General features: G+C 73.7%; 9 protein-coding genes and 1 pseudogene. 6 read left to right on the top strand and 4 right to left on the bottom strand.

The features are described 5' to 3' along the window. Positions 1 to 326 precede the first annotated feature (326 nt). Complete coding sequence (locus ACZ3J7_RS20555) at positions 327 to 1,439, bottom strand: aldo/keto reductase (RefSeq protein ID WP_465622987.1); 1,113 nt, start codon at positions 1,437 to 1,439, stop codon at positions 327 to 329. Positions 1,440 to 1,702: 263 nt separating this feature from the next. Between ACZ3J7_RS20555 and ACZ3J7_RS20550 the strand changes: the two are divergent. The 4 genes and pseudogenes from ACZ3J7_RS20550 to ACZ3J7_RS20535 form a co-directional block, all read left to right on the top strand. After that, positions 1,703 to 3,229 (top strand): annotated as a pseudogene (locus tag ACZ3J7_RS20550) (MFS transporter); the annotation flags it as partial. A gap of 356 nt (positions 3,230 to 3,585) precedes the next feature. Next, a complete protein-coding gene (locus ACZ3J7_RS20545; RefSeq protein WP_465622985.1) occupies positions 3,586 to 4,578 on the top strand; it encodes a beta-ketoacyl-ACP synthase III in 993 nt (330 codons plus the stop codon). Positions 4,579 to 4,650: 72 nt separating this feature from the next. Beyond that, entirely contained in the window at positions 4,651 to 6,237 is a 1,587-nt protein-coding gene (locus tag ACZ3J7_RS20540) for an FAD-dependent monooxygenase (RefSeq protein ID WP_465622983.1), read from the top strand. Between the two features lie 145 nt (positions 6,238 to 6,382). Beyond that, positions 6,383 to 7,393 carry a TIGR03571 family LLM class oxidoreductase gene (locus ACZ3J7_RS20535; protein ID WP_465622981.1) on the top strand — a complete coding sequence of 337 codons (1,011 nt, stop codon included), beginning with the start codon at positions 6,383 to 6,385 and terminating at the stop codon, positions 7,391 to 7,393. Positions 7,394 to 7,492: 99 nt separating this feature from the next. Here ACZ3J7_RS20535 and ACZ3J7_RS20530 read toward each other — a convergent pair whose 3' ends face one another. Continuing rightward, a complete protein-coding gene (locus tag ACZ3J7_RS20530; protein WP_465622979.1) occupies positions 7,493 to 8,416 on the bottom strand; it encodes a LysR family transcriptional regulator in 924 nt (307 codons plus the stop codon). 160 nt (positions 8,417 to 8,576) lie between these two features. Here ACZ3J7_RS20530 and ACZ3J7_RS20525 point away from each other — a divergent pair, with 160 nt between their 5' ends. Next, on the top strand, positions 8,577 to 10,019 hold the full coding sequence (locus ACZ3J7_RS20525) for an MFS transporter (protein WP_465622977.1): 1,443 nt from the start codon (positions 8,577 to 8,579) through the stop codon (positions 10,017 to 10,019). A gap of 125 nt (positions 10,020 to 10,144) precedes the next feature. On the opposite strand, the gene ACZ3J7_RS20520 is transcribed toward ACZ3J7_RS20525, so the two are convergent. Further along, a complete protein-coding gene (locus ACZ3J7_RS20520) occupies positions 10,145 to 10,567 on the bottom strand; it encodes a carboxymuconolactone decarboxylase family protein (RefSeq protein ID WP_465622974.1) in 423 nt (140 codons plus the stop codon). Between the two features lie 202 nt (positions 10,568 to 10,769). Then, positions 10,770 to 11,798: an aldo/keto reductase gene (locus ACZ3J7_RS20515; RefSeq protein WP_465622972.1), complete on the bottom strand. Its 1,029-nt coding sequence runs from the start codon at positions 11,796 to 11,798 to the stop codon at positions 10,770 to 10,772. A gap of 104 nt (positions 11,799 to 11,902) precedes the next feature. On the opposite strand from ACZ3J7_RS20515, the gene ACZ3J7_RS20510 reads away from it, so the two are divergent. Continuing rightward, a complete protein-coding gene (locus tag ACZ3J7_RS20510) occupies positions 11,903 to 12,844 on the top strand; it encodes a helix-turn-helix transcriptional regulator (RefSeq protein ID WP_465622968.1) in 942 nt (313 codons plus the stop codon). The last annotated feature ends 38 nt before the right edge of the window (positions 12,845 to 12,882 follow it).

The following is a 12,882-nucleotide window of genomic DNA, read 5'->3' as shown; positions in this document are numbered from 1 at the left end:
GGTGAAATAGGCGGTACGCCCGGATGCGGCCGCTGCGCCCGCATCCGGGACATCACACCGTGAATTATTCACGTCAAGGGAATGCAAACGCTATCCGGTCCATGGCGGCAAGTCAACAGCGCATATTCCGGTTCGAGCCGGTCGGAGGGCGGGGGGATCACCGGCAAGATCGGCGGAAATCGGCCGTTCGCAATACCGTTACACGAATTAACAATCAGGGCCCGGGTCGGGCCGCGCGCTCCGGCCGACCGCCGCCGGCATGATCGGCGGAAATCGGCCGTTCGCAATACCGTCGCGCGAATTAACGACCGCCCGCACCCGGCGGTTCAGCCGGCGTCGCGTCCCGCCGCGGCCCCGTCCCGCCCGGCGGCCCCCGCCCCGGCCGCGACCGGCGGCAGCGGGCCCTCGCCCGCGCCCGTGCGCTCCAGCGCCGCGGCGATCTCGGCGAGGTCCTGCCCGGACAGTTTCAGCGCGGCGGCGCCGGCCCAGCCGGCCACCTGCTCCGGCCGCCGGGCCCCGGCGATGGCGCCGGTGACCCCCGGCGTGGCGAGGGTCCAGGCGATGGCCAGGGCCGCGACCGTGACGCCGTGCCGCTCGGCGACGGGGCGCAGCGCCTCCACCAGGGCCAGGTTGCGCTCCAGGTGGGTGGTGAACTCCGGGGCGCCGCGCCGCCAGTCGTTGGCGGGCAGCTCCCGCGCCCGCCGCGCGGAGAAGGCGCCGCTGAGCAGCCCGGAGTACAGCGGCTGGTAGACGATCGCGCCGGTGCCGTGCTCCGCGCACCAGGCCAGCTCGGCGGCCGCCTGCCGCTGCAGCAGCGAGTAGGGCGGCTGGAGGACCTCGACGTGCGCGATCTTCTCGGCCACCGCCAGCTGGGCGGCGTCGTGGTTCGACAGCCCGATCGCGCCCACCTTGCCCTCCGCCTTGAGCGTCGCCATCAGGGCCCAGTACTCCTCCAGGGCGCTCGCGTACTCCGGGGCCAGCGGATCCTCCTCGCCCGGGCCCAGGCTCACCAGCGCGCCGTCCCCGGGCCAGTGGACCTGGAGCAGGTCGAGCCGCTCGACGTCCAGCTGCCGCAGCGACCGCTCCACGTCCTGGCGCACCTCGCGCTCCCGCATCACCTTCCGGGGCGAGGACGCCCGGTCCTCCGGGTCGCTCCACAGCAGGCCGGTCTTGGTGAAGACGTACGGCCGGTCGGCGGCGGGCAGCGCCGCCAGCGCCCGGCGGACGATCTCGTGGGAGTGGCCGATGCCGTACGCGGGGGCGGTGTCGATCCAGTTCACCCCCTCCTCCACCGCCCGCAGGATGGTGGCCACCGAGTCGGCGTCGTCCTGCGGCCCCCACCCGAAGGCCCAGTCCTCACCCCCCACCGCCCAGGCGCCGAAACCGATCCGGCTGATCCGCAAGCCCGTCGTGCCGAGAGGCGCAAAGGACACTGTCATGAGTTCTCCTCGTCGCGTATTCCGACCCTCTGTCGCGTTCCGACTTCCACGTTCGTCCGCGCCGCCCGTCACGGGCGGTCGCCGGGAAGTCTCGCACGTCGCCCGGGCGGCGGTCGATCACGCCTGCCCGAAACTTCGTCCCCCGCACTGTCACTTTGGTTGTAAGGCGCGGAACCTAGGGTGTACCACCCCCGAAACCGGCCCGCGCGAGCCCCTACTCTTCACCGGGAGCGTTTTCCGGCCAAGCCCGGGAAACGAAAAAGCCGAACGCTCCCGCCGATAATGAGAGGGCTCGCCAAATGTCGACACTTGATGAAGTGCCCGTCACGAAGGATAACCGGTCGCCGGCATTCATGACAGGGCGCCAGAAGACCATTCTGGCGGTGTTGCTCGGTGCCCAGTTCATCGTTTCGGCCGACTTCTCCATCCTCAACGTCGCGATCCCCGTGATCGGCAAGGACCTGGACTTCGCCCTCGCGAACTACCAGTGGATCGCCACCGCCTTCGCCCTCACCTCCGCCAGTTTCACCCTCGTCTTCGGGAAGATCGCCGACCAGTTCGGCCGCCGCCGCATGATGCTGCTCGGCATGGCCCTGCTCGTCGCCTCCTCCCTGCTGGGCGGCCTGGCCGACTCACCCGCCACCCTGCTGACCGCCCGCGTCGTCCAGGGCCTGGCCACCGGCATCGTCATCCCCGCCGCGATGTCCCTGCTGACCACCTCCTTCCCCGAAGGACCCCTGCGGGACCGCGCCCTGGGCCTCAACGGCGCCCTGCTCTCGGCCGGCTTCACCATCGGCGCCGTCCTGGGCGGCGTCCTGACCGGCGTCGTCAGCTGGCGCTGGGCCTTCTTGATCAACGTGCCCGTCGGCCTCGCCGTCCTCGTCGTCGTCCCCCTCGTCGTCGCCGAGAGCCGCGCCGAACAGCGCGCCAAGCTCGACGTCCCCGGCGTCGTCCTGGTCAGCCTCGGCCTGGCCTCCCTCATCTACGGCATCTCCACCCTCGGCGAGAAGGGCTGGGGCAACGCCCCGGGCCTGGGCGCCCTGGCCGCCGGCCTGCTCCTGCTGGCCGCGTTCGCCGTCGTCGAGATGCGCGTCGCCGCCCCCCTGGCCCCCCTGCGCTTCCTCTCCCGCCCCACCGTCAGCTGGGGCAACCTCGGCGGCCTGACCAGCTTCACCATGGAGACCTCCGCGATCTTCCTGATGACGCTCTACCTCCAGGAGACCCTGGGCTACTCCGCCCTGACCGCCGGCCTCGTCTTCGCCGTCATGGGCGTCACCGCCCTCCTCGGCGGCATCCTCGCCCCCCGCTTCATCGCCCTGCTCGGCAGCCAGAACACCCTCCCCGCCGGCCTGCTCGTCCAAGGCGTCTCCACCGCCGCGCTGTTCTTCGTCGGCCGCGACCCCGGCAGCGTCGTCCTGGTCATCGTCGCCACCGCCGTCGGCGGCTTCGGCCACATGGTCGCCATCGTCTCCTACATGGTCACCGCCACCTCCGGCCTCACCAACGACGAACAGGGCCTGGCCACCGGCCTGACCTCGATGACCCAGCAGGTCGGCATCACCGCGGGCATCCCCGTCCTGACCGCCATCGCCAACAGCCGCATCAACACCGCCAAGGGCCACAACGCCTCCCAGGCCGACTCGGTCCTCGACGGAGTCACCTTCGCGGTCCTCATCGACGCCGGCATCGTCCTCGCCGGCGCGCTGCTGGTCTTCGTCCTGCTGCGCCGCGCCCGGACCGCCGCCTCCGCCGCCCCCGCGGCGCCGGCCGCCGTCGCCACCGCCGACTGAACCCGCGCCCGCAGCACCCGCACCACCCGACGAGGAGGCCCCCCGGGGCCTCCTCGTCGTCGTACGCCCCCGCTCGCCCCGCCCCCGCCCCGGCCGCCCCGCCTACCACTTTCGTCGCGGCGACGGCTCCTAGGGCGTACCGTCCCCCCGCCCCGCGCCCGCCCCGAAATACATTCCCGACAACGGTCCGTGTCCGCCCGTACACCGGGCGGACCCCCTTTCGCCTTTCGCCCGGCCCACGAATCCCGCCGAAACGGAAAAGAGGAACCCGCCATGCCCACGAGCCCTCCCCCCGGCACCCCCGGCACCCCCGGCACCCCCGGCACCCCCGGTATCTCCGGCACCGGGAGCCGGCGGTGAGCCCGGCCGCCGTCCTCCAGGGCCTGGGCACCATGCTGCCCCCCGGCGTCGTGACCAACGCGATGCTGGCCCAGCGCCTGGACACCACGGACGAGTGGATCCGCAGCCGCACCGGCATCACCCAGCGCCACGTGGTGGAACCCGGCGTGGCCACCGCCGACCTCGCGGTCGTCGCGGGGGAGCGGGCCCTGAAGGCCGCCGGGACGGACCGGGTCGACCTCGTCGTCCTGGCCACCACCACCCCCGACCACCCCTGCCCCGCCACCGCCCCCGCCGTCGCCGCCCGCCTCGGCATGGCCGGCGTCCCCGCCTACGACGTCAGCGCCGTGTGCACCGGCTTCGTCTACGCCCTGCACGCCGCCACGGGCGCCATCGCCGCCGGCCTGGCCCGGTCGGTCCTGGTCATCGGCGCCGAGACCTACAGCTCCATCCTCAACCCCGAGGACCGCACCACCTCCGTCATCTTCGGCGACGGCGCCGGCGCCGCGGTCCTGCGCGCGGGCGAACCCGACGAGCCGGGCGCCCTGCTGGCCTTCGACCTCGGCAGTGACGGCTCCCTGGCCGACCTGATCATGATCCCGGCCGGCGGCTCCCGCCAGCCCAGGGCCCGCAAGCCCGCCGACGCCTACTTCACCATGGACGGCAAACACGTCTTCCGGCACGCCGTGGCCCACATGGAGGAGACCTCCCGCGCCGTCATGGACAAGGCCGGCTGGCCCGCCCACACCGTCGACCGCCTGGTGGGCCACCAGGCCAACATCCGCATCCTGCGGGCGGTCGCCCGCCAACTCGGCCTGCCCGAGGAGCGACTGGCCGTCAACCTCGACCGGGTCGGCAACACCTCCGCCGCCTCCATCCCCCTCGCGCTGGCCGACACCGTCCGCGACGGCGGCATCGCACTCGGCGACCGCGTCGTCCTCACCGCCTTCGGCGGCGGACTCACCTGGGGCGCCACCGCACTGACCTGGCCCGACATCAGCGTCTTCTGACCCCGACCCACCACCGCCCGACGATTCCCGACACGCCGTCGTTCCCCGACGCCCACGGAAGGTGAGGCCGACATGGCACAGCGAACCACCCCCCACCCGGACGACCCCGAAGTCCTCATCGTCGGAGCGGGCGCCGTAGGACTGATGCTGGCCTGCGACCTGCTCCAACAAGGCGTCAGCGTGCGGCTGGTGGACCGCAGGGACGTCCTCGACAACGGTGACCCGCACTCCCGCGCCGTCCTCGTGTGGCCCCGCATGCTCGAACTGCTGCACCGCATCGGCATCGTCGACGAACTCGTCGCCCTCGGCTTCAAGATCACCGGGGTCTCCTACTACTCCGGCGGACGACGCCTGGGCACCGTCCCGATGGACACCCTCGGCACCGCCCGCCCCTACACCCTCTCGCTGCCCCAGCGCGAGATCGAACGCGTCCTGCGCAAGCGCCACGAGGAACTCGGCGGCACGGTCGAACTCCACACCACCCTCGAAGCCCTCGACAACACCGGCCCCCTGCCCGTCGCCACCCTCCGGCACACCGCCACCGGCACCACCGAGACCGTCCGGCCCCAGTGGCTCGTCGGCGCCGACGGCGTCGGCAGCACCACCCGCAGGCTCCTGGGCATCGCCTACCCCGGCAAGCCCTTCGAACTCGGCATCTCCATCGGCGACTTCCCCTTCAGCGGCCCCGTCGGCACCCACGTCGAGTACCACTACTCCCGCCACGGCCTGCTGCCCGTCATCCCGATGGGACACGGCACCGCCCGCCTGGCCTCCATCGTCGCCCCCGTCGGCGACGGCTGGCAGTCCCTGGACCGCGACCAACTCCAGGGCATCGTCGGCAAACGCGCCAGCCTGCCCTACACCATCGGCGAACCCCACTGGATACGCACCTTCCAACCCCGCCCCGGCATCGCCGAACGCTTCCGCGACGGCCGCTGCCTGCTGGCCGGCGACGCCGCGCACTGCGTGGTCCCCCTGGGCGGGCAGGGACTCAACCTCGGCATCCAGGACGTCTTCAACCTCGCCTGGAAACTCACCGGCGTCATCCAGCAGCGCTTCGGCCACGAGATCCTCGACACCTACGACACCGAGCGCCGCACCGCCGCCCACCAGGTCACCGCCGTCGTCGACAAGCAGATCCTCGCCGCCCGCCAGACCAAGCGCCTGCCCAGCCTGCTGCGCGACACCCTGATGACCCTGGGCCGCCGTGCCGGCCTCGACCACCGCCTCGCCGCCCCCCTGATCAGCCAGGTCGGCCTCGCCTACGGCACCCCCCAGACCCGCTCACTCCTGCGGCCCCAACCGCGCCGCGCCCGCCCCGGCCACCGCCTGCCCTTCTACCCGCCCACCGCCCCCCGCACCGCCCGCCCCCCGCTCGACCCCACCCACCACACCGTCCTGCTGTGGCCCGGCCGCCGCACCCCCGCCCGCTGGCCCGCCCTGCGCGACGCCGCGGCCGCCGCCCTCGACGCCCGCACCCCCCTGCACGACCTCGCCACCCTCCCCGCCCACGAACAGCGCGCCCTGCTCCCCGTCCTCGGCCCCCGCCCCCTGATCGCCGTCGTCCGCCCCGACGGCCACCTCGCCGCCCTCGCCCCCGCCACCCGCCCCGCCGCCCCCGCCGCCTACCTCCGCTCCCTGCGCCCCACCACCCCCTGACCCGACCCCACCGGCCTCCACCGCCCGCCCCGGCACGGAACCTTCGATCCACGGGCGAACTTCGGATGCATCACCGGCCACCGGCCACGGGCACGGCACTACCTTTCCCGTATCCCGCCACCACCCCGCCCCGGAGGCCACCACCATGCCCGCGCACAGCGCCCTGAACCGCCTCGACCACCAGGAGGGCTCACTCACGATCGGCATCGACCTGCCACTGGACAACGACTGGGGCCCCGCACGCCGCGCCGCCGGCCGCTCCAACGGCGTCCCCGACCTCACCGGCCACGCCCATCGGGCCCGACTCGCCGACCGCCTGGGCTTCGCCGCCCTGTGGGTGCGCGACGTACCGCTCTACGACCCGCTGCGCTTCGGCGACGCCGGCACCGTCTTCGAGACCTTCACCCACCTCGGGCACCTGGCCGCCACCACCCGCCACGCCGTCCTGGGCACCGCCGCCGTCGCCCTGCCCCTGCGGGCCCCCCTCCTGGTCGCCAAGGCCGCCGCCACGGTCGACGCCCTCAGCGGCGGCCGCTTCGTCCTCGGCGTCGCCAGCGGCGACCGCCCCGTCGAGTACCCCCTGTTCGGACGCGACTTCACCACCCGCGGCACCGCCTTCCGCGAAGCCGTCCGGACCCTGCGCTCCGCCTGGGCCGTCCCCCCGGCCGGACAGGGCGTGGCCATCGCCTCCGTGGAACTCTCCGAACAGCTCCAACTCGACGTCCTGCCCAAGCCCCCGGCCGGCACCCTCCCCCTCGTCGTCGCCGGCCGCGCCCAGCAGAGCCTCGAATGGGTCGCCGAGAACGCCGACGGCTGGTTCGACTACCCCCACGACCTGGACGCGCTCACCACCCGGATCGCCCAGTGGCACCGCCTGACCGCCGACCGGGGCCACCGCAAGCCCTACCTCACGCCCATGATGCTCGACCTCACCGAAGACCCCCGCACCAGGCCCGAACCCATCTTCCACGGCATCCGCACCGGCCGCGACGCCCTCCAGGAACACGTCCGCCGCCTCGCCGACCTCGGCGTCAGCCACCTCTCCCTCAGCCTGCGCCACAGCACCCGCCCCGTCGAGGAAGTCCTCCACGAACTCGCCGAAACCCTCCTCCCCGCCCACCCCACCCACCCTGCCCCCGCCCCGGCCGGCACCTGACCCCGCCCGGACCGGCCCCGTCCCCTCCCGGCCCCGCCTCCTCTCGGGGCGGCGCCGGCCGGGCGGGGAAGCGGGCAGCCCCGGAGACCGGGGCGCGGCTCACACCGGCGCCGCTGTCCGCGGGTTCCCCCGCGCCACCTCCCGCGCGGCCGCGCCCGCCGCGCCCGCGAAGGCCTCCAGCGCGGCGGTGGTGTTCCCGGAGCGCCACACCAGGCCGTAGCCGACCGGCTCCGCGTCGGCGACGGGAACGTACGCGACGCCGGGCCGCGCGAAGTAGGTGGCCGTGTGCGCGGCGGTGAGGAGCGCGCCCCGGCCGCCCGCGACCAGCATCAGGGCCTCCTGCAGGTGGGTCACCGAGGGGCCGGGGGTGAGCGGCCTGCCGCCCGGGGTGGGGGCGGGGGCGTAGTACTCCCGCCGGTACCCGGGCAGCCTGCCCTCGACGGTGAGGAGGGGGACGTCGGGGAGGTCCTCCAGGGCGACGGTGCCGCGGACGGCGAACGGGTGCGCGGAGGGCACGGCGAGGACGCGCTCCTCGGTGAGCAGGGGCGGGCCGCCGCGCAGGCCGTCCTCCCTGACCGGCAGCTCCTGGAGCTGGACGTCGAACCCGCCGTCGTGCAGACCCCCGTACGGATCGGTCATCGGCACCTCGCAGAGCTCCACCGCGAGGCCGGGGTGGCTGTGCCGCAGGGCCTCCGCCACCTTCATCACGATCTCGCCGGCGAGCGGGTTGGAGAACCCGACGTGCAGGACCGTGTCGACGCCGCGCGCGGTGGCGACGGCGCGCGCCAGGGCGGCGTCCATCGCGCGGTGGTGCGGTTCGAGGTCGGCGCGCAGCTGCCGGCCGAGCGCCGAGACGCCGACGCGGCGGCTGGTGCGGATGAACAGCGGCGCCCCGACCCGCCGTTCGAGCCGCTGGATCAACTGGCTCACCCGGGCGGGGGAGAGGCGCATCCGTTCGGCGGTGCGGCCGAAGTGCAGCTCCTCCGCTAGCAGGAGGAAGCACTCGATCTCGTTGCGTTCCATCGGTTCCCCAGGTGAGCCGGATCGGTAAGCCTGGCTGAACGAACGTCAAGACCTTCGCCGTTGTTCCGCCCGCACCCCCCGGCCGAAGGTGGACGAGTCGCCGTCCGGCGGACGGCGCCCCCTCTCCCGTCCCCTTCCCCCTGCCAGGAGTTGACCCGTCATGAGTACGACCAAGGCGGCAGCCGCCCCGCTCGACGCCCGGGAGTGGGGTGTCCTGCTCGTCCTGTGCGGCGCGATCTTCCTCGAAGGCGTCGACGTCGCCATGCTGAACGTGGCCCTGCCCGCCATCCGCGCGGACCTCGGCCTGTCCACCGGCACGCTGCAGTGGGTCATGAGCGCGTACGTCCTCGGCTACGGCGGCTTCATGCTGCTCGGCGGCCGGGCGGCCGACCTCCTCGGACGGCGCCGGATGTTCGTCCTCTGGCTCGCGGTGTTCCTGCTCTTCTCCGGGCTGGGCGGACTGGCCTCCGAGGGCTGGCAGTTGATCGCCGCCCGGTTCGTGACCGGCGTCGCGGCGGCCTTCATGACCCCGGCCGGACTCTCCGTCATCACCACCGGCTTCGCGGAGGGCCCCCGCCGCAACAAGGCGCTGCTCTTCTACTCCGGCACGGCCGCCGCCGGGTTCTCGATCGGCCTGGTCGTGGGCGGGCTGCTCGCCTCGGTCGATTGGCGGTGGGTGTTCTTCGCCCCGGTGGCCCTCTCGGCGCTGGTCCTGGCCGGCGCGCTGGCCCTCGTGCCGAAGTCTCCGCGGCCCGACCGGACCGGTCAGGGCCTCGACCTGGTCGGCGGCCTGACGGTCACCGCAGCCGTCCTGCTCCTCGTCCTGGGCGTGGAGCGGGCGGGCCACGCCTCGCCCGTCTCGACCGCCGTCACCCTGGGCGCGGCACTGGCCTCCCTCGCCGCGTTCGTCCTGGTGGAACGCCGCGCGGCCGCGCCCCTGGTCCGGCTCGGCATCTTCCGCAGCGCCACCCTGGTGCGGACCAACCTCGTCGCCCTGCTCTTCGCCGCGGGGTTCTTCGGGTTCCAGTTCCTGGTCGTCCTCTACCTCCAGGAGCTGCGCGGCTGGTCCACCCTGGAGAGCAGCTTCGCGATGATCGTCGTCGGCATCGACGCGGTCCTCTCGCCGACCGTCGTCCCCAAGCTGGTCGACCGCTTCGGCAACGCCCGCCTGATCCTCGCCGGCCTGACCCTCACCTCCCTCGCGTACGCGCTCTTCCTGCCGCTGGGCGCCGACTGGAGCTACCTCGCGATGCTGCCGAGCCTGCTGCTGCTCGGTACCGCCTTCGCCCTGACGTACGGTCCGTTGACCATCGTCGCGACGGAGGACGTCGAGGAGGAGGAGCAGGGGCTGGCCGGCGGGCTCCTCTACACGGCGTTCCAGTTCGGGGCGGCGTTCGGTCTCTCGGGGACGGCGGCGGTCAACGTCGCGGCCACGGCCTCGGACTCGCCCGCCGCGCGTCTGGACGGGTACCAGGCCGCCCTGTGGGTGCCGCTCGCCGCGGCACTGGGCGCGCTGCTGGTCAGCGCCCTCGGAGTGCGGCCGGGCAAGGGCCCCGCCGTCCCGGGGCGCGACCCGTCGCCCGAACTCAGCACCGCCGAGTGACCCGCCCCCCCGGGGAAGGAGCACCGACCGTGCCCGCCGCCCGAGTCCCCCGTCGGCGAGCAGGGTCGGCACTCCCGGCCCGGACGCGCGACCACCGAGCCCGACCGGAACAGCGGCCGCGCGGGTCAGGCGTCGGTGACCGGCAGCAGCCCGCGTTCGGCGAAGACCTTCTTGGCGACGAAGGTGGCGTTCAGCGCTTTGGGGAAGCCGCAGTAGCCGGCCGAGTGCAGCAGGGCCTCGACGATCTCCTCGGGGGTGAGTCCGACGTTGAGTGAGGCGTTGACGTGGAGTTCGAGCTGGGGTTCGCAGCCGCCGAGCGCGGTGAGCATCCCGAGCGTGACCAACTGCCGGTCACGCGGCGCCAGTTGTGGTCGGCTGTAGATCTCGCCGAAGCCCCAGGCGACGATCTGGTGGCCGAGCTCGGGGCTGACGTCCTCCAGCGCCCGCACGACCCGCTGACCGGCCTCGCCGTCGATGCGGGAGAGCACCTCCATCCCGCGCTCGTAGCGTTCCCGGCGGGCCTGCGCGTCATCGGCGGCCGTGTTCATGTGCGGTGCTCCCCTCTCGCGGCCGCCCCGTCGGCGGCCGCGTCCGTTCCGGACGCGTCCCCGTCCTGCCGGGTCCGGCGGGACGGGGACCAAGCACAACCGTAGGACCCGGGGTGTACCCCGAAACCGAGGCCGACACGCCGGCGCGCAGGCGGCGGTCCGCGCCGCGCCGCCGCGCTGTCGCTACGCCGCCGCGCTGTCGCTACGCCGCTGCGCGTTCGGCCGGCGGCCGGCGCCTCAGCTCCCGCCGCTGGACGGCCGGCGGCTGGTAGGCCATGTCGAGCGTGCCCGTGTCCGTGCCGGGCGGCACGATGGCGTCGATCCGGTCCAGGACGTCGTCCGAGAGCGTGACCTCGGTGCCCGCGAGCAGGTCGTCCAGGTGCGCCATCGTCCGCGGCCCGAGCAGCGCGGACGTGACGCCGGGGTGGGCCAGCACGAAGCCCATGGCCAGGTGGGTCAGCGGCATGCCCGCCTCTTCGGCGAGCGGGACGAGTCGTTCGACGACGTCGAGCCGCCGTTCGTCCTCGAGGTGCTGGAAGCCGTACTGCGAGCGGTGCGTCGAGGCCTGCCGGCCCTTGCGGTAGCGCCCGGTCAGCAGGCCGCCGCCGAGCGGCGACCAGACCAGGGTGCCCATGCCGAACTCCTGTGCCACCGGGAGCACTTCGCGCTCGATGCCCCGGTTCAGGATCGAGTACACGGGCTGCTCGGTGCGCGGCCGGGCGAGGCCGCGCCGCTCGGCGACCCAGTGGGCGCGCACGAGTTCGGAGGCCGGCATGGACGAGGTTCCGAAGGTGCGGATCTTGCCGGCCCGCTGCAGGTCGGTGAGGACCCCGAGCGTCTCCTCGATGTCGGTGTCGGGATCCGGGCGGTGGACCTGGTAGACGTCGACGTAGTCGGTGTCGAGGCGGCGCAGCGAGTCCTCCAGCGCGCGCACCAGCCAGCGCCGGGACCCGCCTTGGTGGTTGGGCTCGTCACCCATCGGGATCCGGGCCTTCGTCGCGAGCACGACGTCGGCCCGGCGGCCCTTCAGCGCGCGGCCGACGATCTCCTCCGACTCGCCGTGCGCGTACACGTCGGCCGTGTCGACGAGGTTGATGCCGGCGTCCAGGGCCCGGTGGATGATGCGGACGCAGTCGTCGTGGTCGGGGTTGCCGAGGGCGCCGAACATCATGGCGCCGAGGGCGTAGGGGCTCACCTTGATCCCGGTCCTGCCGAGGCCGCGGTAGCGCATGTTCTCTCCTGGAATCCGTTGGCGGGGTACTGCCACCAGCCTGCCGGGAGAAGGCCGTACGATGAATACTCACAAGTCCCGTTTTCTTGAGCGAGAGTACGGACATGGCCCCTGATCGACTCTCCGAAGCACTCGACCTGGTCGAGGTCCGCGGCGTCCTCACCGGCGGCATCGCGGCCCGCGGCGGATGGCGGGGCCGCGGACCGCTCTCCGACCCGGTCAAGTTCTTCGCGCTCCTCAGCGGCCGGGCCCGCCTCACCACCGACGGGATCGACGCACCGGTCGACCTCGTGGCGGGCGACGTGGCGATCCTCACCGGCCGCTCCTGGATCGCGTTCGAGGCCGGCGAGGAACCCCGCCAGGAGGTGCAGCCGGAATCCGACTTCTCCACCGACCGCCTCGCACGCGCCGACCGCGGCACCGACGACATCGTCATCGGCGGCTGCATCAGCCTGAACGAGGCCGGAAGGGCACTCCTGCTCGCCTCACTGCCGCCACTGGCCCACATCAGGCCGACCGGTGACGACGACCGGCACCTCGCCACCCTGCTGCGTCTGTTCGACGAGGCGACCACGCCGCGGCCCGGCTCGGCCTTCGCGATCCGGCAGTACGGCCAGCTCTTCCTGCTGGAGCTGCTGCGCTCCTACGTCGACCGGTACGCGCTCCCCTCCGGCTGGCTGCGGCTGCTCGTCGACGAGCGCCTGCGCCCCGCCCTCGACCTGCTGCACGGCAGCCCCGGGCGCCCCTGGACGCTCGACGAACTCGCGAGGGCCGCCACGATGTCCCGGACGACCTTCGCCGAGCGGTTCCGGGAGGCGGCCGGCGTGCCACCGCTGACCTACCTGGGACGGTGGCGCATGCTGCTCGCCCAGCGCGCGCTCCGGGACGGCGACGCCCGCGTCGCGGCCCTCGCCGGGGAGCTGGGCTACGGGTCGGAGAGCGCCTTCAGCACCGCGTTCAAACGGGTCGTCGGCGAGTCGCCGCTGCGGTACCGGGCCCGCGTGCGACAGGACGCCACCGGCCGCCCCCGGAGCGCGACGCCCTGACGGGTCGGCGCGCGCCGGCCGCCTGCTCGCCCACCGAG

It is taken from the genome of Kitasatospora sp. NPDC015121 (assembly GCF_055562955.1).
This window is presented reverse-complemented; position numbering and strand designations above follow the sequence as displayed.